This is a genomic window from Ornithinimicrobium cryptoxanthini (assembly GCF_023923205.1).
Taxonomy (GTDB): domain Bacteria; phylum Actinomycetota; class Actinomycetes; order Actinomycetales; family Dermatophilaceae; genus Ornithinicoccus; species Ornithinicoccus cryptoxanthini.
Genome location: NZ_CP099490.1, coordinates 2,226,355 through 2,247,873, shown reverse-complemented (window position 1 = coordinate 2,247,873; position 21,519 = coordinate 2,226,355). Strand labels below are relative to the sequence as shown.

Below are 21,519 nucleotides of genomic sequence, written 5' to 3'. Positions count from 1 at the left end.
GAGGGTTCGGCGGGTGTCTCCTGGGCGAACTCGGCGGGTTCAACAGCGGATTCGATACGCGGAGCAATACGGTCAGTCCTGTGACCACGCGAGATGACAGCACAGCGGCTGGACCGCACGAGCGCGGCCAGCTCGATCCGGACGCTGGTGGGTCCCTCGACCCCGACGAGGTCCCCACCGCGCTGGGGTCGTCTAGCGGGGCCTCCAAGACCACCGTGACGGCGTGGGCGCTGTGGGACTGGGGCGCGCAACCGTGGAACACCGTCATCACGACGTTCGTGTTCGCCGTCTACCTCACCAGCGACAGCTTCGGGTCGACGAACTACACCTCACAGATGCTGGCGCTGGCGACGGCCCTCGCGGGGTTCTTCGTCGCGGTGCTCGCGCCGGTCCTGGGCCAGAACTCCGACCGCTCGGGCCGCACAGTGCGCAACCTGCGGTGGCAGACCTGGGTGCTGGCGGCCCTCGCGGCGAGCCTGTTCTTCGTCAAGGCCGACCCCGGCTACCTGGTCCTGGGTCTCGTCCTGCTCGGCGTCGGGTCGGTCGTCTCCGAGATCGCGGGCGTCAACTACAACGCGACGATCGAGCAGGTGGCGACGCCCAAGAACATCGGCCGGGTCTCGGGCTACGGCTGGGGCTTCGGCTATCTCGGTGGCATCGTGGCGCTGCTGGTGATGTATTTCCTGTTCATCGAGCCCGAGGTCGGCCTGTTCGGCGTCACGGGTGAGGACGGGATGGACATCCGGGTCTCCATGCTCATGTGCGGCATCTGGATCGCGCTCTTCACGATCCCGGCCTTCCTCAAGCTCAAGGACCGCCCGGTGCCGCGAGCCCCTCGGGTAGGCATCGTCGACTCCTACCGACTGCTGTTCGGGACCGTCCGTCGGCTCTGGAAGACCTCGCGCCACACCGTCTGGTTCCTGCTGGCCTCGGCGCTGTTCCGCGACGGGCTGGCCGGGGTCTTCGCCTTCGGCGCCGTCCTGGCTGCCGGGACGTTCGGGATGAGCGCCGGCGAGGTCATCATCTTCGGCGCTGCCGCAAACATCGTGGCGGGCGTGGCCACCATCTTGTTCGGCCTGCTGGACGACCGGATCGGGCCGAAGAAGGTCATCATGATCTCCCTCGTGGCGCTGGTCGTGCTGGGCCTGCTCATCTTCTTCCTGCACGACGGCGGCAAGAGCGTCTTCTGGGTGCTCGGGCTCGGCCTGACGGTCTTCGTCGGACCGGCCCAGGCGGCGTCGCGCTCGTTCCTGGCCCGGCTCATCCCCGAGGGCAAGAGCGGCGAGATCTTCGGTCTCTATGCGACGACGGGACGGGTTGTCTCCTTCCTGTCGCCGGCCGCGTTCGGGGTCGGGATCTGGCTGGGCGCCCGCGTCACCGGTGAGGAGAACACGCAGTACTGGGGCATTCTCGGGATCGTGCTCATCCTCGCGGCCGGCGCCCTGGCGATGATGCGGGTCAAGGAGCACACCGACCACCGCGTCGGGTGAGTGTCCCTGCGGACCGCGGCGATCGGCATACGGCCCTGTCGTGAGCCCGTAGACTGAGCGGTGGATGAGTCGGTCAGGCGGCCGCGTCGAGCCCTTCGGGGACTCGCCGAGGAACGTCCGGGCTCCACAGGGCACGGTGGTGGTTAACAGCCACCCGGGGTGACCCGCGGGACAGTGCCACAGAGAGCAGACCGCCTCCGGCTCCGGCCGGAGGTAAGGGTGAAAGGGTGGTGTAAGAGACCACCAGCGTGCCGGGCGACCGGCGCGGCTAGGTAAACCCCACTGGGAGCAAGGTCAGACAGCACGCGCTTGAGGGCGGCCCGCCCGAGCGTGCGGGTAGATCGCTAGAGGTGGCCGGCAACGGTCACCCGAGATGGATGGTCGCCACCGTCGCAGTGCCGGAAACGGCGCGACGGGACAGGACCCGGCGTATCGACCGACTCATCCACCCATCACTTCGGCATGAGCCGTTCGCGCAGGAGCGCGACCGTGCTGTCCTCGAGGCCCGCCGCGCGCAGGTAGTCCTGCGTGCCGCCATACTCCGTCGTGAGCCAGCCGAAGGTCTCCCGCAGGACGGGCTCGGGGGAGTGGGCCACGACCTCCACCAGGGTCTCGGTGATCGGCACCCGGAACCGCCGCGCCTTGCGCAGCATCGCCTCGGTCCAGTCGCCCGCCAGGTTGGCCTGGCTGGCGGCATAGTCGTTGGCGACGACCTCGTAGTCGACTCCCACCGCGCTGAGCACGAGCGCCACGACCAGACCGGTGCGGTCCTTGCCAGCGGTGCAGTGCACCACCACCGGGCCGTCGGCCTGCGCGATTGCGCGGATGGCGGTGGCGAGGTCGTCCGCGTGCTGGGTCAGGATCGTGCGATAGACCCACCGCAGGTCGATCGTGGACGGGTCGGTGCGCGGGGAGGCCCCCAGGATCGGGACGGACAACCGCTCGGCGCCCGTGCCCCTGAGCCGGTCGCGACCGCCGAGGCGACGGTCGAAGTCGGACCGCAGGTCGATGACCAGCTCGATCCCTAGGTCTGCCAGGGTCCTGCGGCCCTCACGCGTGAGGCGGTGCAGTCCGTCGGAGCGATAGAGCTGACCTGGCCGGAGCACCCCCGGCGCGACCTCACGGAAGTTGTAGGTCCTCGGGATGTCGAGGGGCCCACTACCAGGGACCGGCGACGGGCTCATGGAGGGGAACCATAGAGCATGCGATCAGGTGGCAGGAGTTCGCGCCGACGTGTAGACACGGTGGCATGTCGAGTGTGTCCACTCTCGAGGACGTGCCGGAGGCCGGCTCACGCCGCTCCCTGCTCTGGCGGCGCACCGGCGTGGTGGCCCTGACCCTCCTCGTGGCGGGAGGTCTCCTCGGCTTCTTCGGTGACCGACAGGATGTGGTGGAGGGGGACAGCGGAGAGTCGATCCACCTGGCGGTGACCTATCCGTCGGTCAGCCGACCTGGACAGGACGTGCCGTTCGAGATCGAGGTCACCGACCCGGCCGGTCTCGACCAGGAGGTCACGCTCGCGCTGGACGCCGACTATCTCGACATCTATGAGACGCAGGCGTGGTATCCCGCGGCCACGGATGAGACCCGAGACGGCGAGTGGCTCTATCTGACCTTCGGGACGGAGGGACGCACCACCATGGTCATCGGGTTCGACGCCTATATCCAGCCGGACCAGGTGCGTGGCCGCGAGGGGCGGGTCGCGGTGGTGGAGGATGGCGTGCCGGGCCGACCCGTGACCTTCAAGACAACTCTGTTCCCCTGATCGGAGGCCCGATGGAGATCGTCGTCAGAGCGGCTCTGATGTTCCTGTTCCTGTGGCTCGTGACCAGGGTCGTGGGTCGCTCCACCCTCGGCGAGCTGAGCTCGTTCCAGCTGATCCTGTTCATCACGATGGGCGACCTGGTGGGGCAGGCGATCGTGCAGCAGGACTACTCGTTCACGGCGGGCGCGCTGGCGGTCGGCACCTTCGCCGTCCTGACCATCTTCCTGGCCTGGCTCAACTCTCGCTGGCGTGGGCCCGCCCGGGTCACGCACGGGGTGCCGGTGGTCGTCGTCAAGGACGGTGAGCCGCTGCTCGACATCATGAGGCGTGAGCGACTGGGCATGGACGACCTGCTGGCGGCGTCCCGCGGCCAGGGCATCGAGCGGGTCGGTGACATCCAGGTGGCCGTGCTGGAGGCCAACGGGCAGCTGTCCTTCTTCACCACCGACGGTGAGAGCTCAGGCGCTCAGCAACAGCCACCGGTCGGCTGAGACAGCGTAGGCTTGGCTGCTGGTCAGCGACGACCCGGGGGACGCACACGACCGCACTAGCAGTAGGAGAAGCATGAGCAGCGCCATCAGGCCGACTCCGCAGGAGGCTCGCCGCTGGCGACGCTATCTCGCGGACGAGCGGGCCGAGGCTCAGGTCTATCGCTATCTGGCCGAGCGGCGCGACGGCGTGGACCGCGAGATCCTGCTCGGGCTGGCCGAGGCCGAGAAGCGGCACGAGCAGCACTGGGTGGACCTGCTCGGAGACGAGGTCGGCAAGCCGGTGCGTCCCGGGATGCGCAACCGTGTCGTCGGTGGGCTCGCCAAGCGGTTCGGGTCGGTCTTCGTGCTGGCGCTGGCCCAGAACGCCGAGTCGCGCACGCCCTATTTTGCGGAGGCGGCCGCCACCTCGCAGATGGCGGCCGATGAGAAGATCCACGAGGAGGTCCTGCGGGGTCTGGCCGCTCGGGGCCGGGCTCGGATGACCGGCAACTTCCGCGCCGCGGTCTTCGGTGCCAACGACGGCCTGGTGTCCAACCTCGCCCTGGTGATGGGCATGGCCGGCACGGGCGCCGGGTCGGGCATCGTGCTGGCGGCCGGCATCGCCGGACTGCTCGCCGGTGCGCTGTCGATGGGGGCCGGGGAGTTCATCTCGGTGCAGTCGGCGCGCGAGCTGCTCGCCGCGTCGCACACGAGCAGCGACGCGCACGCCGCGGTGACCGATCTCGGGATCGAGGAGAACGAGCTGACCCTCGTCTATCGCTCCCGCGGGATGGTGCTGGAGGACGCGGAGGCCAAGGCCCACGAGGTGCTGGCGGCCGTGCAACGGCATCCGGAGCGCGCCGTGCCCGATGGCGCCATGCCCGACGCCGTCGTCAACGTCGATCAGCAGGAGGCCATGGGCAGCGCCATGGGTGCTGCCTCGTCGAGCTTCTCCTTCTTCGCCAGTGGCGCGCTGATCCCCGTGCTGCCCTTCCTTCTCGGTATGACGGGCTACCCGGCCCTGATCGTCGCGGCGGTCCTCGTGGGGCTGGCCCTGATGATCACCGGCAGTGTCGTCGGCCTCCTCTCGGGCGCTCCGCCGCTGCGCCGTGCCCTGCGTCAGCTGGCGATCGGCTTCGGAGCGGCCGGGGCCACCTATCTGCTGGGGCTCGCCTTCGGCGCCAGCGGGCTGTTGGGCTGAGCGCCGCTGGCCCTACAGGCGTGTCCTGCCCTGCTCGCGCAGGTCCAGCACCTCCAGCCCGCCGTCCGCCCCGAACGAGCTGATGTGGCGCAGATACATCTCCCGGCCGGTGTCATTGAGCAGGCCGTCGTGGATCGGGATCGCCCGCGTCGGCGCGATCCGGCGCACGAAGGTGACCGTGTCGCCGACCCTGGCCCACGGCGCACTCACCGGGACGAGCAGCACGTCCACCGGCCCCGGCTCGGCATCCAGCGCGTCGCCAGGGTGAAAGAGCGTCGGCTCGCCGTCGGCCCGGATGACCAGCCCGACGTTGTCGATGCGCGGCACGAAGTCGTGGATGAAGGCGTGCCGGTGCCCCACCGGACTGACCGTGACGGGACCGAGCTCGATGTCGGTGCCACTCGGCATACTCTCCAGCCTGTCGCGGTGCTCGCCGGCCGCCTCGGCGAGCTGACCGACCGACTCTGGCTCGAGGAGCACCCGCGCGTCGGGGCTGCGGTCCAGCAGGCCAGCCAGCTGGGCCGGGTCGACGTGGTCCGGGTGCTGGTGCGTGACCAGCACCGCGGTGAGGTCGCGCACGTCGGCGATGTCGCTGAAGTTGCCCGGATCGACCAGGATGCGTTGGTCGGCCACCTCAAGCAGGACGCACGAGTGGCCCAGGTGGGTGATGTCCATGACCCCACCGTAGGCCGCGGGTAGCCGGTCCGCAGCCAGGGAGGGGCTGCCCTCGCCTATCCTGCATGGCGTGGAGTTCCTCAACGGCACGCAGCCGCAGCACGACCTGACCTACAACGACGTCTTCATGGTCCCCTCGCGGTCCGCGGTGACCTCGCGGATGGATGTGGACCTGACCACGCCGGACGGAGTGGGGACGACGGTGCCGGTGGTGGTCGCCAACATGACGGCGGTCTCCGGCAAGCGGATGGCCGAGACGGTCGCCCGTCGCGGCGCGGTGGCGATCCTGCCGCAGGACATCCCCGTGGACGCGATCCGCGGGACGGTCAGCGCGGTCAAGTCGGCGCACCCTGTCTATGAGACCCCGATTGTGGTGGAGCCGGGTTCGCCTGTCGCCCAGGTCCTCTCGGTGATGGGCAAGCGCGCACACCATGCCGCCGTGGTCGTCGAGGACGGCCGCCCGCTGGGGATCGTGACCGAGGCCGACTGCGCCGAGGTCGACCGGTTCGCGCAGGTGCGCGACGTGATGCAGGCACCCGGGCTGACCGTGCCGGAGGGCACTGACGTGCGCGAGGCGTTTGACCTGCTCGACCGGGAGCACCTCGACCTGGCACCGGTCGTCTCCGGCGACTCGCTGGTGGGCGTGGTGACGCGCAGGGGTCTGCTGCGCTCCGCGATCTACAAGCCCGCGCTGGACGGGCAGGGGCGGCTGCGGATCGGCGGTGCGGTGGGGATCAATGGTGACGTGCGGGCCCGCGCCGAGGCGGTCCTGTCCTTCGGCGTCGACGTGCTCGTCGTGGACACCGCCCATGGCCACCAGGACAAGATGATCGACGTGCTTCCGTCCGTGCGCGAGGCGCGTGACGCGCACGAGCAGGCCACCGGGGTCCGCGTGCCACTGGTGGCCGGCAACGTCGTCTCCGCCGAAGGTGCCCGCGACCTGGCCGCGGCCGGCGCGGACATCATCAAGGTCGGCGTCGGTCCGGGCGCGATGTGCACCACGCGGATGATGACCGGCGTCGGGCGACCGCAGTTCTCGGCCGTGCTGGAGTGCGCGGCTGCAGCCAAGGATGTCGGCGCGAGCGTGTGGGCCGACGGCGGCGTGAAGTATCCCCGCGACGTGGCGCTCGCGCTCTCAGCCGGGGCCGCCTCGGTGATGATCGGCTCGTGGCTCGCCGGCACCTATGAGAGCCCTGGAGACCTGCAGCGTGATGGCAGTGAGCGGCTCTTCAAGGAGAGCTTCGGCATGGCGTCGGCGCGGGCGGTGAGCAACCGCACCCGGGACCGCTCGGCGTTCGACCGGGCTCGACTGGCACTCTTCGAGGAGGGCATCTCCAGTTCGCGGATGTATCTCGACCCCGACCGGCCCGGCGTCGAGGACGTGCTGGACCAGATCGTCTCGGGCGTCCGGTCGGCCTTCACCTATGCCGGCGCCGAGACGATCGGACATTTCCACTCCCGCGCTGTGGTGGGCATCCAGGGCGCTGCGGGGTATGACGAGGGGCGCCCGCGGCATACGTCCTGGTAGAACAATTCTTGTAGTGGTTTTGTCGGTGGGTCCCGCATTTTTGCAGTGGTTTTGTCGGCGAGGTCGACCTGCGAAACCGCTATCAAAATGGGTGGCGGGCCAGCAAAACCGCTATGAAGATTGGGAGGCGTGCCAGGCGGCCCCGATGATGCCGGCCTCGTTGAGGAGCGCGGCCGGGACGATCGGGGTGCGCAGGTCCAGCAGCGGCAGGAACTTGTCGGCGTGCTTGGAGACGCCGCCGCCGACGATGATCAGCTCGGGCCAGAACAGGTCCTCGACGTGCCGATAGAAGCGCTGCAGCCGCTCGGCCCACTTCTCCCAGGACAGGTCCTTCTCCTCGCGCACGCTGGAGGCAGCCCGGTCCTCGGCGTCCTTGCCGTCCAGCTCCAGGTGGCCGAGCTCGGTGTTGGGCACCAGCGCCCCGTTGAGGAAGAGTGCCGAGCCGATGCCGGTGCCGAGGGTGGTCAGCAGCACCACCCCCTTGACGTCCTTGCCGGCGCCGTAGTGGACCTCGGCCTCGCCAGCAGCGTCGGCATCGTTCATCACGACCACCGGCCGGCCCAGCACCTTGGTGAAGAGCTCGTCCGCGTTCGTGTCGATCCACGAGTCGTCGATGTTGGCCGCGCTGCGGGTCACGCCGTGGTGCACGACGGCCGGCACCGTGACCCCGACCGGAGTGTCGGCACCGACCTCGTCGACGAAACCCTCGGCGATCTCCGCGACGATCTCGGCGACCTTCTCGGGCGTGGCCTTCTTGGGGGTGTCGATGCGGCTCCGCTCCGCGGCCAGCTCGCCCTTGTCGAGGTCGACCGGGGCACCCTTGATGCCGCTGCCGCCGATGTCGATGCCCAGGAAGAGCCCCTTGCCGGTTGCCTTGCTCATGTGACTCCTCGTCGTTGAGTGCGGATCGTTGCGTGGGTCAGGGCAGCGTCAGGATCTCGTTGCCGGTCTCGGTGATCAGGATCATGTGCTCGAACTGCGCCGAGCGCCGCAGGTCGGCGGTGACCACGGTCCACCCGTCGTCCCACTCTGTCCAGTCGGGAGTGCCCAGGTTGAGCATCGGCTCGATCGTGAAGGTCATGCCCGGCTCGATCAGCTCGGCGTAGTCCGGTGCTGCGTCGTAGTGCGGGATGATCAGTCCGGAGTGGAAGCTCTCGCCGATGCCGTGGCCGGTGTAGTCACGCACCACGCCATAGCCGAAGCGCTTGGCGTAGGACTCGATCACCCGCCCGATGACGTTGATCGGGCGACCCGGCAGAGCCGCCTTGATCGCCCGGCGCAGCGACTCCTGGGTGCGCTCGACGAGCAGCCGTGACTCCTCGTCCACGTCGCCGACCAGGAAGGTCGCGTTGTTGTCGCCGTGCACCCCGTGGATGTATGCCGTGACGTCCACGTTGACGATGTCCCCGTCCTCCAGGGGACGTGAGTCGGGGATGCCGTGGCAGATCACCTCGTTGACGGAGGTGCAGAGTGACTTTGGGTAGCCGCGGTAGCCGAGGGTGGACGGGTAGGCGTGGTGGTCCAGCATGAACTCGTGACCGATCCGGTCCAGCTCCTCGGTCGTGACCCCCGGGGCGACGGCCGCACCGACCGTGGCCAGCGTCTGCGCACCGATCCGTCCGGCGATCCGCATCTTCTCGATCGTCTCGGCGTCCTTGACCTCCGAACCGGTGAACGGACGCGGAGCCGGCCGGTCGACATACTCCGGTCGTGGGATGGAGGCGGGGACGTCCCGGCGCGGGGAGACCTTCCCGGGGGCAACGGTTGCGGTGATGCTCGGCATACGGTGAAGTCTAGGCAACAGGTCCCGACGGCAAGGAGTGCAGTGATGTCCTACTGGTTCAACGTCAAGACCGGCCAGGTCGAGGCCCACGACGACCCGGGTCGCGCCCAGGGCGGCGACCTGATGGGTCCCTACGAGACCGAGGCCGAGGCGACCCAGGCGCTCGAGACCGCTCGCAAGCGCACCGAGGCCTGGGATGAGGCAGAGCGCCGCGAGCGCGAGTGGGAGACCGGGGACGCCGACTCTCACTACTCGGACAACAACCCGCTCAACGGCTGAATCGTAGAGGGGCTGACCGGAGCGCCGTGGAGCTTGAGTTCAGCGGCGAGATCTGGTTCTGGCGCGGCCCGGCGCCGCACCACTTCGTCACCGTCCCCGACGAGCAGGCGGCCGACCTCTCTGCGATCGCGCCGCAGGTGACCTACGGCTGGGGGATGATCCCGGTCACGGCACGGATCGGGGCGACCACCTGGACGACGTCGCTCTTTCCCAAGGATGGGGGCTACATCGTGCCGATCAAGGCGGTCGTGCAGCGTGCCGAGGAGCTGGACATCGGCGACACGGTGACGATCCGACTGACCGTCGACACCTGACCTCGCGCGTCGGCAGGCATGGTGCGGGTGGTGTCGGTGCAGTCTGGCAAGGTGGCGGTTGTGAGCGATCAGGGACTGAGACTGGGTTATAAAGCCTCCGCCGAGCAGTTCGGCCCGAGGGAGCTGGTGGAGCTGGGGGTTCTTGCTGAGACGCACGGGATGGACTCTGCGTTTGTCAGCGACCACTTCCAGCCGTGGCGCCACGACGGAGGGCACGCGCCGTTTGCGATCGCGTGGTTGTCGGCGGTGGGCGCCCAGACCGAGCGTCTGGTGCTGGGCACGTCGGTGATGACCCCGACGTTCCGCTACAACCCGGCCGTGGTGGCGCAGGCGTTCGCGACGATGGGGTGTCTCTTCCCCGGGCGGGTGATCCTGGGCGTCGGCAGCGGTGAGGCGCTCAACGAGATCGCCACCGGTGCGGTGGAGGGCGGCTGGCCGGAGTTCAAGGAGCGGTTTGCCCGGTTGCGCGAGGCGGTGGCGCTGATGCGTGAGCTGTGGCTCGGCGACCAGGTCGAGTTCGAGGGGGACTACTACCGCACCCATGGCGCGAGCATCTACGACGTGCCCGAGGGCGGGGTGCCGGTCTATGTGGCGGCGGGCGGGCCGGTCGTGGCGAGGTATGCCGGCCGTGCCGGTGACGGGTTCATCTGCACCTCGGGCAAGGGCATGGAGCTCTACACCGACAAGCTGATGCCGGCGGTGGAGGAGGGGCTGGAGAAGTCGGGTCGGTCGCTGGGTGACATCGATCGGATGATCGAGATCAAGCTGTCCTACGACCGCGACCACGAGGCAGCGCTGCAGAACACCCGCTTCTGGGCGCCGCTGTCGCTGACGCCTGAGCAGAAGCACAGCATCCACGACCCGATCGAGATGGAGCACTTCGCCGACCAGCTGCCCATCGAGCAGGTCGCCAAGCGCTGGATCGTCTCCTCCGACCCCGAGGAGGTGATCGAGCAGGTCCGGCCCTACGTCGAGGCCGGGTTCAACCACCTCGTCTTCCACGGCCCCGGCCACGACCAGGAGCGCTTCCTCACCCACTTCGAGGAGGACTTGGCACCCCGATTGCGCGCACTGGGCTGATCCGGCCGGCGTCGCGGACAGTCGGTTCGCTCCGCGACACCGTGACGCGCCCCTGACCCGGACCCTCGGCATACGGCAGGATGAGCGCATGGATCGTCAGCAGGAATATGTCCTTCGCACCATCGAGGAACGCGACATCCGGTTCGTCCGGCTCTGGTTCACCGATGTGCTCGGCGCCCTGAAGTCGGTGGCCGTGGCGCCGGCCGAGCTCGAGCAGGCGTTCGCCGAGGGCATCGGCTTCGACGGCAGCGCGATCGCCGGCTTCACCCGTGTCTATGAGGCCGACATGATCGTGCAGCCGGACGCCAGCACGTTCACTGTCATCCCGTGGCGCGGCGACAACCCGGGCACGGCTCGGATGTTCTGTGACATCCGGATGCCGGATGGGAGCCCCGCCGCCAGCGACAGCCGGCACGTGCTGCGCCGGGCACTGGACTCCGCGGCCGAGGACGGCTTCACGTTCTACACCCACCCCGAGATCGAGTTCTATCTGTTCAAGGAGCCCTACGACGCCGCCGTCGGGCCGATCCCGATTGACCAGGCCGGCTACTTCGACCACGTCGCCCGCGGGGACGGTCACGACTTCCGCCGCGCCGCGATCACGATGCTCGAGAAGATGGGCATCTCGGTGGAGTACTCCCACCACGAGGGCGGCCCCGGCCAGAACGAGATCGACCTGCGCTACGCCGATGCGCTCTCGATGGCCGACAACATCATGACGATGCGCACCGTCGTCCGTGAGGTCGCTCTGCAGCATGGCGCCCTGGCCTCGTTCATGCCCAAACCCCTTGCGGGCCAGCCGGGCTCGGCGATGCACACCCACGTCTCGCTCTTCGAGGGTGACCGCAACGCGTTCTATGAGCCGACCGCCAACTACGAGCTCAGCCAGACCGGCCGCCGGTTCACCGCCGGGGTCCTGCGCCACGCCCGCGAGATCACCGCGGTCACCAACCAGTGGGTCAACTCCTACAAGCGCATCTGGGGCGGGGGAGAGGCACCCGCGCACGTGTGCTGGGGCCACAACAACCGCAGTGCCCTGATCCGGGTGCCGATGTATAGCTTCGGCAAGGGCCACAGCCGGCGCATCGAGATCCGCTCCCTGGACTCGGCCTGCAACCCCTACCTGTCATTCGCGTTGATCCTGGCAGCGGGCCTGAAGGGCGTGCGGGAGGGCTACGAGCTGCCGATGGAGGCCGAGGACGACGTGTGGGCGCTGACCGACGGTGAGCGGCGGGCGATGGGCATCGAGGAGCTCCCGCAGTCGCTGTCTGAGGCGATCCAGGTGATGGAGTCCAGCGAGCTGGTCGCCGAGACCCTGGGGGAGACGGTCTTCGACTTCTTCCTGCGCAACAAGCGGCAGGAGTGGTACGACTACCGCGCCCAGGTCACCCCCTTCGAGCTGGACCGCTATCTGGTCCGGCTGTGACCACCGCCCGCCAGCCGCTCCCGGCCCACCTGTCCCGCGCGGGTTTCACCGACGCCCGGCGGGCCGAGCGGCTGCTGGACGAACTGCTCGCGAGTATGCCGGGGGACCCGGACGCTGAGGATCTCACCGACGCCCTGTCCCGGGTCGCCGACCCCGACGAGGCTCTGCTCGGCGCGGTCCGCCTCGTGGAGGCGGACCCGGAGGTCGGGCTGGTGCTCCACGAGGCCGGCACGGCGCGCGATCGGGTGCTGGCCGTGCTGGGTGGGTCGACGGCCCTGGCCGACCACCTGGTGCGCCACCCCGAGCACGTCGCAGTCCTGGCGCAGACCCATCCCTTCGGACGGGGACGTGCGCTGCCGGAGCCTGGGGAACTGACCGACCGTCTCGTCAGGGCGGTGGAGGGGCTGACCGACCGGGAGGGGATGGACGCGCTGCGCGTCGCCTATCGCCGCGAGCTGCTCCTCATCGCCGCTGCCGACCTGGTGTCGGAGGACCCTGTCGAGCTGCTGCCGGATGTGGCCGCAGCCCTGGCCGACCTCGCCTGCGCCGCTCTCGAGGCGGCCGTGGTCCTGGCCCGCGCGCAGACCGAGGGGCAGGAGCACTGCCGGTTCTCGGTGATCGGCATGGGCAAGACCGGCGGGCGGGAGCTGAACTACATCTCCGACGTCGACGTCGTCTTCCTGGTCGGACCGGCCGGTGAGGGGGACGACGAGGCGCTCGCGGTCGGCAGCAGGCTCGCCACCGCCGTGATGCGCATCTGCAGCCAGTCCACGGGCGAGGGTGCCCTGTGGCAGGTCGACGCGGCGCTGCGCCCGGAGGGCAAGAACGGCCCGCTGGTGCGCTCGCTCGAGTCGCACCGAGGTTACTACCAGCGCTGGGCCAGCACGTGGGAGTTCCAGGCGCTGCTCAAGGCCCGGCATGCGGCCGGTGACGAGGAGCTGTCCCGCGAGTGGCTCGACCTGGTCCAGCCCATGGTGTGGGAGGCGAGCGCGCGCGAGGGCTTCGTGGAGAACGTGCAGTCGATGCGGCGCCGGGTCGAGGAGCATGTCCCACCTGCCGAGGCTCCGTGGCAGCTCAAGCTCGGCCCGGGCGGGCTGCGCGACATCGAGTTCAGCGTGCAGCTGCTGCAGCTGGTCCACGGCCGCACGGACGAGGAGCTGCACTCCGGCACCACCCTCGAGGCCCTGACCGCCCTGCGGGACGGTGGCTATGTGGGCCGCGACGACGCGGGCGACCTGGATGCGGCCTATCGCTTCCTGCGGGTCCTGGAGCACCGCATCCAGCTGCACCGGCTGCGACGCACCCACCTGATGCCGTCGACCGAGGCCGACCAGCGCCGGCTCGGGCGGTCGTTGGGGGAGCGGCGCGACGCGGCGGCTTCGCTCGTGCAGCGGTGGCGGGCCCAGCAGCGCGAGGTGCGCCGGCTGCACGAACGGCTCTTCTATCGCCCCCTGCTCGCGGCCGTCGCCAAGCTGACCAGTGACGAGGTGCGCCTGTCGCCGGAAGCCGCCCGAGTGCGGCTGTCCGCGCTGGGCTTTCGCGACCCCGCCGGGGCGATGCGCCACCTGGAGTCGCTGACCGACGGCGTCTCCCGTCGGGCCACGATCCAGCGGCACCTGCTCCCGGTCATGCTCGGGTGGTTCGCCGACGGCGCCGACCCCGACGCGGGACTGCTGGCCTTCCGCCGGATCAGCGACACGCTGGGCACCACGCACTGGTATCTGAAGATGCTGCGCGACGAGGGCAGCGCAGCCGAGCGGCTCGCCCATGTCCTGGCCACGAGCCGGTATGCCGTGGAGCTGCTGATCAAGGCCCCTGAGTCGGTCTCTCTGCTCGGTGAGGCGACCGGTCTGCGCCCGGTCAGCCGCGAGGCGCTGGGGGCGCGGATGCTGGCTGCGGCCGAGCGGCACGACGATCCCCAGGACGCCTTCACCGGGATCCGCTCCGTCCGGGCCAAGGAGCTCCTGCGCCTGGTCCTGGCCGACCTCGTCGGTGAGATCGACCAGCCGGCCCTGCGCTCAGCCCTGACCGAGCTCACCGACGAGCTCCTGGCAGCTGCCCTCGGGGTGGCCACCCGCGCTGTCGTCGGCGACGGTCAGCCGGCGGCTTCCATGCTGATCGTGGGGGTGGGGCGTCTCGGAGGCCGCGAGCTGGGCTATGCGAGCGACGCGGACCTGATGTTTGTCTATGAGCCGCTCGAGGGTGCCGAGGGAGCAGCGGAGCAGGCCTCGGAGATCATCGCCGCCCTCCGCAAGGGACTGTCGGGCAACGGCCCGGACCCCACGCTCGAGCTCGACGCCAGCCTTCGGCCGGAGGGCAAGTCCGGGCCCCTGGTCCGCAGCTTCGAGTCCTACAGCGTCTACTACCAGCGCTGGTCTGCCGGCTGGGAGTCCCAGGCGCTGCTGCGCGCCCGACCGCTGGCCGGGGACGACGACCTGGCTCAGCGGTTCACCGACCTGATCCAGCCGTTGCGCTGGCCCGACGACGGGATCGACCAGGCGGCGGTGCGCGACATACGTCGTCTCAAGGCGCGGATGGAGGGCGAGCGACTGCCTCGCGGAGCCGACCCCCGCACCCACTTCAAGCTGGGCCTTGGCGGCTTGACCGACGTCGAGTGGGTGGTCCAGCTGACGCAGCTGCAGCATGCCCACGAGCACGACGGGCTCCGCACGACGGGCACCCTGGCTGCCCTGAACGCGGCGGTCGAGGCCAGCCTGATCTCGGAGGAGGACGCCTCCGTGCTCCGCCGTTCGTGGACGTTGGCCTCGCGCCTGCGCGACGCCGGCGTGCTGTGGCGCGGGCGGCCGGTCGAGTCGGTGCCGAGCGACAGCCGCGAGGCCGAGGGCGTCAGCCGCATCCTCGGACGGCCCCCGGGGCACGGCAGTGAGCTGGCCGAGGAGTGGCGCCGGACCGCCCGGCGGTGCCGTCACGTCGTGGAACAGCTGCTCTATGGCGGTCCGTTGCACGGCACGGCGACGGGTCGCCTCCCGGGCTCTGGCGCCCGGCCTTCGTAGGATGGGCGGGTGAGCACCAGTCCCCGCCCCGACATCGGGGACGATCCGGCGGGGTGCCTCCTCCTGCGCGGCTCCGTGCCAGAGGTGAGCACCTGGCTGCGCAGGGGCGTGGTCCCTGCCACCGTCGCCCCGATGGATGGCTGGACCGCGGTATTCCCGGAGGGTCGCTCCTTCGCTGATCCGCCATACACCGACGGGACGGTCGTCACCGCCAGCCGGCCCGTGCCCCGCCAGCTCGGCCCGGCACTGGGGTTCTGGGTCGTGGACGGTCGCGCCATCATCACGGTCCAGACCAGGGGACGCGGCGGGATCCGGTATGTCGTGTGGGAGCCCGAGCGCGGCATCGTCGAGCCACCGGGTCTGCCCCAGGCCGGGCCGGTGACCCTGCAACGCGTCGCTGGCGGAGGGTCACGCCGCGAGCTGATCGAGATCCTGCACGAGCTCTATGTCCAGCCGGACCGGTTGCTCGCGGCTGTCGTGGCCGTCCTCGAGTTGCCGGGCGCTCGGCTGATGGTCGATGCGAGCGGCGTGTCCGAGCTGCCTGGTGCGGTCTCGGTCCTGCCGGCACCCAAGGAGGTCGGCTACTTCAACGACGCCGTGCGTGACGCCGTGCGGCTGCGCCAGGAGCTGGAGGCGTGACCAGCGCTCTGACACTGCTTCCCGCCGTCGACATCTCCGGCGGTCGCGCCAGCCAGGTCGTGGGTGACGGCGAGGATGACCCTGCGCAGGTCGTGGCGCGCTGGGTGGCCGAAGGGGCGAAGTGGTTGCACCTGGTCGACCTGGACCGGGCGTTTGGCCGTGGCGAGAACGCCGCGCTGATCGCCGAGCTCACGGCGGCACATGACGTCCCGGTGCAGGTGTCCGGAGGGATCGCCGACGAGGCCTCGCTCGCGGTCGCGCTGGAGACCGCGGCGGCCCGGGTCAACCTGGCCAGCTCCGCACTGCGCGACCGGGGTTGGGTCAAAGAGGTGGTCCGCGAGCACGCTGCACGCATCGCGGTCGGGATCGACGTGCAGGCCGGTGAGGTCGTCGCCCGCGGCAGTGACATCCGTCTCGGGTCGCTGGACGATGTCCTGGCAGACCTGGACGGGATCGGTTGCCGGACCTACGTCGTGGCTGACGCGAACCGGGACGGGAGCCTGCACGGGGCCGACACCGACCTGTTCCGCCATGTCGCCGAACGGGTGGAGGGACAGGTCATCGCCTCCGGTGGCGTGGCCTCCCTCGATGACCTGCGCCGACTGCGCCTGCTGGCCGACGTCGGGGTCAGCGGAGTGGTGCTGGGTGCGGCGCTCTATCACGGGGCCTTGACGCTGGCCGATGCACTCGAGGTCGCAGGAGGTGCGAGATGACTGATCGACCAGACGTTGATCCTGGTGGTGCTGATCCTGGTGAGGGAGCTGACCAGGCGATCCGGCGACGGTTCGCCGGGCATGACCCGCAGGCGGGCGTCGACACGGGTGGCACGCCATGGGCCGGCCGACAGCTGACCAGCACCGGCTTTGACGGCGACACCGGCGACGCGGACGCGGTCCTGATTGAGGCTCTGCGCCGCCGTGGTGCCGAGGCCACCGCGGCGGACGACGTGCGACTGGTGGAGCTGGTGACCGCCGCGCGCCTCCTGGTGCCCGTGGTCGCCGTCGCCGGAGAGATGACCGAGGTCAACGGTCTAGTCAGCGACGCCACCAGCGACATGGCTGCGGTCACGCTGGTGGCCCCTGACGGACAGCGTGCCCTCCCGGCATTCACGAGCCTTGCGGCTCTGGGGCAGTGGGACGCCAGCGCCCGTCCGGTGCCGGTCTCGGCGCAGCGGGCCGCCCAGGCTGCCGTGCAGGAGGGCTGCCACGTCATCGTGCTCGACCCCGGGCTGCCCACCGCCGGCACCCTGCGCGGCTCGATGGTCTGGGCCCTGGCGATGGGACGCGACTGGCTGCCAGCCCACCAGGACCCTCAGGTGAGGGCGGGCGTCGAGGCTGCGACTGCGCCAGAGCCGGACGTCGGGTCCGTGCGACTCGAGGGCGGATCGGATGGGGAGCTGGTCATCCGGCTGGGACTTCAGCCCGGCCTCGACGGGTCGCAGGTCCGCGACCTGGTCCAGCGTGTCAGCGAGCGGGTGGCCACTGATGGCGAGGTCCGCGCGCGGATCGACGCAATCAGTTTTGCCCTGGGTGCCGTCTGATTCGATCCGGGAGGCACGTGGCTGCTAGCATGGTGGGCAACCAGGTGTCTTGGAACGCATCAGCGATCTGGGGCACCGTGCAAGTGAGGCTTGACAGCTTCCACCCGCGACGACCATCTCGGTCGCCGGGTTCCTTTGGTTCCCGCCCGTGAGGGTGAGGTGGCTGCCGGGGCAACCCGTCGGCATACCTTGATCATGGCGGAACTCCAGGCCTCTCGTGCACCCGTGACGAGGGGCCTCTCTTCGTTGCGGGGTGTCCATTGACATGAACGAAGGAGTAGGCAATCAGCGAGCCTCGAATCAACGACCGCATCCGGGTTCCCGAAGTGCGGTTGGTTGGACCTAACGGTGAGCAGGTCGGGATCGTGCGCGTCGAGGACGCGCTGCGCCTGGCCGCCGAAGCCGACCTTGACCTCGTCGAGGTGGCTCCGATGGCGCGCCCACCGGTCGCCAAGCTCATGGACTTCGGCAAATACAAGTACGAAGCCGCCGTGAAGGCCCGTGAGGCGCGGAAGAACCAGGTCAACACGATCATCAAGGAGATCAAGCTCCGCCCCAAGATCGACAGCCACGACTATGAGACCAAGAAGGGTCACGTCGTGCGCTTCCTCAAGGGTGGCGACAAGGTCAAGGTGACGATCATGTTCCGCGGTCGCGAGCAGTCGCGTCCGGAGCTGGGCTTCCGCCTGCTGCAGAAGCTGGCCGAGGACGTGGCCGAGCTCGGCTTCGTCGAGTCCTCGCCCAAGCAGGACGGTCGCAACATGGTGATGGTCCTCGGGCCGGCCAAGAAGAAGACGGCCGTGCGCAACGAGAAGCGCGCCGAGAAGGCGGCTGCGGCTCACGCGAACGACTCGAGCACGGACAGCGCGCCGGCTCCGGACGTGGAGCAGGCCAGCGGGAGCGCGGAGCCGAGCGAGGTTCCCGAGACCACCAGCACCGCCAGCTGACGTCCAGCAGCACCCCAGATTTTCCATCGCAAGGCAAGCGGTCAACAGCGGCCGCCAGAGCAACGAGGAGATCGGCACATGCCGAAGATGAAGACGCACAGTGGCGCCAAGAAGCGCTTCCGTGTCACCGGGACGGGCAAGATCATGCACCAGCGTGCGCGCCACGTGCACAAGTTCCAGGAGCGCACCGCTAGCGCGGCTCGCCGCCTGGCCAACGACAAGGTCGTGTCCCCCGCGGACGAGAAGACCGCCAAGAAGCTGCTCGGCCGCTGAGCCGACCCACCACTGATCTAAAGGAGTTCTCACGTGGCACGCGTGAAGCGGGCGGTCAACGCCCATAAGAAGCGCCGGGTTGTTCTCGAGCGCGCCAGCGGCTACCGGGGCCAGCGGTCCCGTCTCTACCGCAAGGCCAAGGAACAGGTCACTCACTCGCTGGTCTACAGCTACCGTGACCGTCGCGCCCGCAAGGGCGACTTCCGTCGTCTCTGGATCCAGCGCATCAACGCTGCGGCCCGCGCCAACGGCATGACCTACAACCGCTTCATCCAGGGTCTGAAGATCGCCGAGATCGAGGTCGACCGTCGCATGCTGGCCGAGTTGGCCGTGCACGACGAGGCCGCGTTCACCGCGCTGGTCGAGATCGCTCGCGCGAACGTCCCGGCCCAGGCTGACACCAAGGCCGACGACACGTCTGCCGCCTGAGTCACCGCACCACCCGACGGCCCAGGGCACTGTGACCACCGACCTGACGCTGCTGAGCAATGCTCGGAGCGAGCGGGTCCGGTCGGTCCGGTCCCTGGGCCGTCGTGCTGTCCGGCAGCGGCAGGGCCTCTTTGTGGTCGAGGGGCCGCAGGCGGTCCGTGAGCTCCTGTCGTATGCCGGCCACGCCGCCCGAGACCTGTACGTCACCTCCTCGGCGGCTGAGCGGCATACGGAGGTCGTGGAACGGGCCAACGCGGCTGGGGTCGCGGTGCGGCTGTGCACCGATGAGGTCCTCGCCGCGATGACCGACACCCCGCACCCGCAGGGGATGATCGCGGTGGCCGCGCCGGTTGACGTGCCGCTCGCCGAGGCGCTGTCAGCTGCCGGAGACGGCTTCGTGGTGGTGCTCACCAACGTGCGTGACCCTGGCAACGCTGGCACCGTCCTCCGTGCCGCCGACGCCTTCGGAGCCGCGGCAGTGTTGGTGAGCGACGCGAGTGTCAATGTCTACAACCCCAAGGTGGTTCGGTCCACGGTCGGCTCGCTGTTCCACCTGCCGGTGAGTGTGGGGACGCCGGTACCCGAGCTCCTGCACGCCTGCCGCGTTGCCGGCCTGCGCGTGCTGGCCGCCGATGGCGCAGGCACCACCTCGTTGCCAGACGTCGACCTGTCGGTGCCGCACGCCTGGGTGATGGGCAACGAGGCGTGGGGACTGGAGCCTGAGGTCCGTGCCCTGTGTGACGACGTGGTGTCCATCCCCATCGTCCGCGCCGAGTCCCTCAACCTCGCGATGGCCGCGACAGTCTGTCTGCACGCCTCTTCCTCCGCTGCCCGCTGACCTGCCCGCCTCTTCCTCCGCTGCCCGCTGACAGGTCCAACACCACGCGGACTTGCGCGTCAACCCGCAGAGTGAGGGCTCGGCACAGTCCGCCCCGCCGTCTTCTGCCTCTTGACCATGGCACGTGCACGGGAACTACCCGAGCCAGGCCCCTTGGGTTCAGGGGTCAGCGCAACACCAATCTGCCGGGAGGCATGGTGCTGCGTTCGTATGGTCTGGGTTTGGTGGCTGCTGGGATGGCTCTGGAGGAGGTGGGCAGGGTCTTGGCCCGGGACCGGTCGTCGGTGCTTCGTTGGGTGCGGGCCACGGGTGTGGCCGCCGACCAGCTCGTCTTGCGACCGGAGCTGTTGCCGGCTGGCTTCCTTGAGGGCGGTTATGTCGATGCCCGGGGCTTGCTGACCCCGGCCGGGGAGGAGTTGATCGCTCCGGTGCGGGTGGCCGGTCAGGTGGGCCAGCCGAGCAGTGCACAGCGTCGCGCCGAAGCGTTCGGAATGCTTGCCGAGGGAAAGAGCCTGACAGCGGTCGCCCGCACGCTCGGCATCAACGAGTCGACCCTGTACCGGTGGATCGTCGCGCAGGGGTGGTCCGGGCAACCCGGTGGGATCGGGGGGTTGGACGGCGCGTCGCGGGCGGCGGCTCGCGCGAGCCTGGTACCTGCTGTACCTATGGATGAGGACTACCGCGATGAGCGGGGCCGGTTGACCCAGGCCGGGCGCGGGGTGCTCCAGCACCTGGCTGGCACCACCGCGACCAACGCCCATATCGCCAGGGTGCTGGGCGTGCACCGCTCCACGATCGGTCGGGAGCTGGCCCGGTTCGCTGACCGAGCCGGCTACCGCGCTCGGGCCGCGCAGGACCTTGCCACTGCCGCGGCGGCCCGTCCGCAGGCCCGCCGGTTGTCCTGCCCGCGGTTGCGAGCCGCGGTGATCGAGCGGCTGAACAAGAGGTGGTCGCCCGAGCAGGTCGCTGCTGACCTGCGTCTCAGCTACCCGGACGAGGAAGATATGTGGGTGTCCCACGAGACGATCTACCAAGCGCTGTACGTCCAGGGCAAAGGCTCCCTGCGTCACGAGGTGAAGGTGGCCAAGGCCACCCGCACCGGCCGCACGAGCCGCAAGCCCCGCTCCAAGCTGCCGCCCAAGGCCAGCAGCCGGTCCTGGATCGATGAGGACAACCACATCAGCGCCCGACCTGCCGAGGTGGCCGACCGGGCCGTGCCCGGCCACTGGGAAGGAGACCTCGTCATCGGTGCCAAGGGCGCCACCGCGTTGATCACCCTGGCCGAGCGGGCCACCCGCAACGTGCTGATCTACCGACTCCCGGACCGCCACGACGCCCCGACCGTGACCCAGGCCCTGATCCAGATGGTCGCCGACCTCCCGGGCGACCTGCGCCGAACCATCACCTGGGACCAAGGATCTGAGCTGGCTGAGCACGCTGATTTCACACTGGCCAGTGACTGCCAGGTCTACTTCTGTGACCCGCACTCACCCTGGCAACGCGGCACCAACGAGAACACCAACGGCCTGATCCGTGACTTCTTCCCCAAAGGCACCGACTTCGCCAAGGTCACCGACGAAGAAGTCCGTGACGCCCAGGACCTCCTGAACACCCGACCCCGCAAAACACTCGGCTTCGCGACTCCCGCCGCTAGACTCGCCGAACTACTCACCGTTGCGCAGACCCCTTGAATTCGCCAGCGGTTCGCTGGGTAGAACCCGCGCACGTGCCGGGGCGGAGGAGCGGAGCTGGGCACGTGCCGGGGCGGGCCGGGGACGAGGCCGCGGGAACCCGTTCGTCCCGGGGAGCCGCGGCAACTTAGACTCGG

At 69.6% G+C, this 21,519-nt stretch carries 22 protein-coding genes and 1 other RNA gene; 19 read left to right on the top strand and 4 right to left on the bottom strand.

What is annotated here, in order from left to right:
• Nucleotides 1–80 precede the first annotated feature (80 nt).
• Both NF557_RS10310 and rnpB read left to right on the top strand, forming a co-directional pair.
• Nucleotides 81–1,490, top strand: a complete 1,410-nt coding sequence (locus NF557_RS10310) for an MFS transporter (protein ID WP_252619179.1) — start codon at nucleotides 81–83, stop codon at nucleotides 1,488–1,490.
• Between the two features lie 65 nt (nucleotides 1,491–1,555).
• An RNA gene (rnpB, locus tag NF557_RS10305) (RNase P RNA component class A) lies at nucleotides 1,556–1,938 on the top strand.
• 4 nt (nucleotides 1,939–1,942) lie between these two features.
• On the opposite strand, the gene NF557_RS10300 is transcribed toward rnpB, so the two are convergent.
• Nucleotides 1,943–2,674 (bottom strand): tyrosine-protein phosphatase, encoded by a 732-nt coding sequence (locus tag NF557_RS10300; protein ID WP_252619178.1) that lies wholly within the window; start codon nucleotides 2,672–2,674, stop codon nucleotides 1,943–1,945.
• Nucleotides 2,675–2,739: 65 nt separating this feature from the next.
• On the opposite strand from NF557_RS10300, the gene NF557_RS10295 reads away from it, so the two are divergent.
• From NF557_RS10295 to NF557_RS10285, 3 genes are all read left to right on the top strand, one after another.
• The gene (locus tag NF557_RS10295) at nucleotides 2,740–3,255 is read left to right on the top strand and encodes a hypothetical protein (protein WP_252619177.1); all 516 of its coding nucleotides are present in this window, start codon (nucleotides 2,740–2,742) and stop codon (nucleotides 3,253–3,255) included.
• A gap of 11 nt (nucleotides 3,256–3,266) precedes the next feature.
• On the top strand, nucleotides 3,267–3,746 hold the full coding sequence (locus NF557_RS10290; protein WP_252619176.1) for a DUF421 domain-containing protein: 480 nt from the start codon (nucleotides 3,267–3,269) through the stop codon (nucleotides 3,744–3,746).
• 73 nt (nucleotides 3,747–3,819) lie between these two features.
• The gene (locus NF557_RS10285; protein ID WP_252619175.1) at nucleotides 3,820–4,926 is read left to right on the top strand and encodes a VIT1/CCC1 transporter family protein; all 1,107 of its coding nucleotides are present in this window, start codon (nucleotides 3,820–3,822) and stop codon (nucleotides 4,924–4,926) included.
• A gap of 12 nt (nucleotides 4,927–4,938) precedes the next feature.
• Here the strand turns inward: NF557_RS10285 and NF557_RS10280 are convergent, their stop codons facing one another.
• Nucleotides 4,939–5,601 carry an MBL fold metallo-hydrolase gene (locus tag NF557_RS10280; RefSeq protein ID WP_252619174.1) on the bottom strand — a complete coding sequence of 221 codons (663 nt, stop codon included), beginning with the start codon at nucleotides 5,599–5,601 and terminating at the stop codon, nucleotides 4,939–4,941.
• A gap of 70 nt (nucleotides 5,602–5,671) precedes the next feature.
• On the opposite strand from NF557_RS10280, the gene NF557_RS10275 reads away from it, so the two are divergent.
• The gene (locus NF557_RS10275; RefSeq protein WP_252619173.1) at nucleotides 5,672–7,129 is read left to right on the top strand and encodes a GuaB1 family IMP dehydrogenase-related protein; all 1,458 of its coding nucleotides are present in this window, start codon (nucleotides 5,672–5,674) and stop codon (nucleotides 7,127–7,129) included.
• 111 nt (nucleotides 7,130–7,240) lie between these two features.
• Here the strand turns inward: NF557_RS10275 and ppgK are convergent, their stop codons facing one another.
• Together ppgK and map are read right to left on the bottom strand one after the other, a co-directional pair.
• Nucleotides 7,241–8,011 (bottom strand): polyphosphate--glucose phosphotransferase, encoded by a 771-nt coding sequence (gene ppgK / locus NF557_RS10270; RefSeq protein ID WP_252619172.1) that lies wholly within the window; start codon nucleotides 8,009–8,011, stop codon nucleotides 7,241–7,243.
• 37 nt (nucleotides 8,012–8,048) lie between these two features.
• A complete protein-coding gene (map, locus tag NF557_RS10265) occupies nucleotides 8,049–8,912 on the bottom strand; it encodes a type I methionyl aminopeptidase (protein ID WP_252619171.1) in 864 nt (287 codons plus the stop codon).
• Between the two features lie 45 nt (nucleotides 8,913–8,957).
• Between map and NF557_RS10260 the strand changes: the two genes are divergently transcribed.
• The 13 genes from NF557_RS10260 (at nucleotide 8,958) to NF557_RS17845 (ending at nucleotide 21,382) form a co-directional block, all read left to right on the top strand.
• Nucleotides 8,958–9,191 (top strand): methionine aminopeptidase, encoded by a 234-nt coding sequence (locus NF557_RS10260; protein WP_252619169.1) that lies wholly within the window; start codon nucleotides 8,958–8,960, stop codon nucleotides 9,189–9,191.
• Nucleotides 9,192–9,217: 26 nt separating this feature from the next.
• A complete protein-coding gene (locus NF557_RS10255) occupies nucleotides 9,218–9,505 on the top strand; it encodes a DUF1905 domain-containing protein (protein WP_252619167.1) in 288 nt (95 codons plus the stop codon).
• Between the two features lie 60 nt (nucleotides 9,506–9,565).
• On the top strand, nucleotides 9,566–10,585 hold the full coding sequence (gene fgd / locus NF557_RS10250; RefSeq protein WP_252619166.1) for a glucose-6-phosphate dehydrogenase (coenzyme-F420): 1,020 nt from the start codon (nucleotides 9,566–9,568) through the stop codon (nucleotides 10,583–10,585).
• Between the two features lie 88 nt (nucleotides 10,586–10,673).
• A complete protein-coding gene (locus NF557_RS10245; RefSeq protein ID WP_252619165.1) occupies nucleotides 10,674–12,011 on the top strand; it encodes a glutamine synthetase family protein in 1,338 nt (445 codons plus the stop codon).
• Nucleotides 12,008–15,025 carry a bifunctional [glutamine synthetase] adenylyltransferase/[glutamine synthetase]-adenylyl-L-tyrosine phosphorylase gene (locus NF557_RS10240; protein WP_252619164.1) on the top strand — a complete coding sequence of 1,006 codons (3,018 nt, stop codon included), beginning with the start codon at nucleotides 12,008–12,010 and terminating at the stop codon, nucleotides 15,023–15,025. The genes NF557_RS10245 and NF557_RS10240 overlap by 4 nt, the downstream gene beginning before the upstream one ends.
• A 9-nt stretch (nucleotides 15,026–15,034) precedes the next feature.
• Nucleotides 15,035–15,664, top strand: a complete 630-nt coding sequence (locus NF557_RS10235) for a hypothetical protein (RefSeq protein ID WP_252619163.1) — start codon at nucleotides 15,035–15,037, stop codon at nucleotides 15,662–15,664.
• Nucleotides 15,661–16,377, top strand: a complete 717-nt coding sequence (locus NF557_RS10230) for a HisA/HisF-related TIM barrel protein (RefSeq protein ID WP_252619162.1) — start codon at nucleotides 15,661–15,663, stop codon at nucleotides 16,375–16,377. The genes NF557_RS10235 and NF557_RS10230 overlap by 4 nt, the downstream gene beginning before the upstream one ends.
• Nucleotides 16,374–17,204, top strand: coding sequence for an SseB family protein (locus NF557_RS10225; protein WP_252619161.1), 831 nt, complete (start codon nucleotides 16,374–16,376; stop codon nucleotides 17,202–17,204). The genes NF557_RS10230 and NF557_RS10225 overlap by 4 nt, the downstream gene beginning before the upstream one ends.
• Before the next feature lie 284 nt (nucleotides 17,205–17,488).
• On the top strand, nucleotides 17,489–18,151 hold the full coding sequence (gene infC, locus NF557_RS10220; protein WP_252624080.1) for a translation initiation factor IF-3: 663 nt from the start codon (nucleotides 17,489–17,491) through the stop codon (nucleotides 18,149–18,151).
• Between the two features lie 78 nt (nucleotides 18,152–18,229).
• A complete protein-coding gene (rpmI, locus tag NF557_RS10215) occupies nucleotides 18,230–18,424 on the top strand; it encodes a 50S ribosomal protein L35 (protein ID WP_252619159.1) in 195 nt (64 codons plus the stop codon).
• 33 nt (nucleotides 18,425–18,457) lie between these two features.
• Nucleotides 18,458–18,853 (top strand): 50S ribosomal protein L20, encoded by a 396-nt coding sequence (gene rplT, locus NF557_RS10210; protein WP_252619158.1) that lies wholly within the window; start codon nucleotides 18,458–18,460, stop codon nucleotides 18,851–18,853.
• A 31-nt stretch (nucleotides 18,854–18,884) separates the two neighbouring features.
• Nucleotides 18,885–19,691: a TrmH family RNA methyltransferase gene (locus NF557_RS10205; protein ID WP_252619157.1), complete on the top strand. Its 807-nt coding sequence runs from the start codon at nucleotides 18,885–18,887 to the stop codon at nucleotides 19,689–19,691.
• Between the two features lie 194 nt (nucleotides 19,692–19,885).
• Nucleotides 19,886–21,382: an IS30 family transposase gene (locus NF557_RS17845; protein WP_425342940.1), complete on the top strand. Its 1,497-nt coding sequence runs from the start codon at nucleotides 19,886–19,888 to the stop codon at nucleotides 21,380–21,382.
• Nucleotides 21,383–21,519: the final 137 nt, after the last annotated feature.

Coding starts and splice junctions, on each gene's coding strand:
- NF557_RS10300 (WP_252619178.1), bottom strand. CDS start 2,674: ATGAGCCCGTCGCCGGTCCCTGGTAGTGGGCCCCTCGACATCCCGAGG.
- NF557_RS10295 (WP_252619177.1), top strand. CDS start 2,740: ATGTCGAGTGTGTCCACTCTCGAGGACGTGCCGGAGGCCGGCTCACGC.
- NF557_RS10290 (WP_252619176.1), top strand. CDS start 3,267: ATGGAGATCGTCGTCAGAGCGGCTCTGATGTTCCTGTTCCTGTGGCTC.
- NF557_RS10285 (WP_252619175.1), top strand. CDS start 3,820: ATGAGCAGCGCCATCAGGCCGACTCCGCAGGAGGCTCGCCGCTGGCGA.
- NF557_RS10280 (WP_252619174.1), bottom strand. CDS start 5,601: ATGGACATCACCCACCTGGGCCACTCGTGCGTCCTGCTTGAGGTGGCC.
- ppgK (WP_252619172.1), bottom strand. CDS start 8,011: ATGAGCAAGGCAACCGGCAAGGGGCTCTTCCTGGGCATCGACATCGGC.
- map (WP_252619171.1), bottom strand. CDS start 8,912: ATGCCGAGCATCACCGCAACCGTTGCCCCCGGGAAGGTCTCCCCGCGC.
- NF557_RS10260 (WP_252619169.1), top strand. CDS start 8,958: ATGTCCTACTGGTTCAACGTCAAGACCGGCCAGGTCGAGGCCCACGAC.
- NF557_RS10245 (WP_252619165.1), top strand. CDS start 10,674: ATGGATCGTCAGCAGGAATATGTCCTTCGCACCATCGAGGAACGCGAC.
- NF557_RS10225 (WP_252619161.1), top strand. CDS start 16,374: ATGACTGATCGACCAGACGTTGATCCTGGTGGTGCTGATCCTGGTGAG.
- rpmI (WP_252619159.1), top strand. CDS start 18,230: ATGCCGAAGATGAAGACGCACAGTGGCGCCAAGAAGCGCTTCCGTGTC.
- NF557_RS17845 (WP_425342940.1), top strand. CDS start 19,886: ATGGTGCTGCGTTCGTATGGTCTGGGTTTGGTGGCTGCTGGGATGGCT.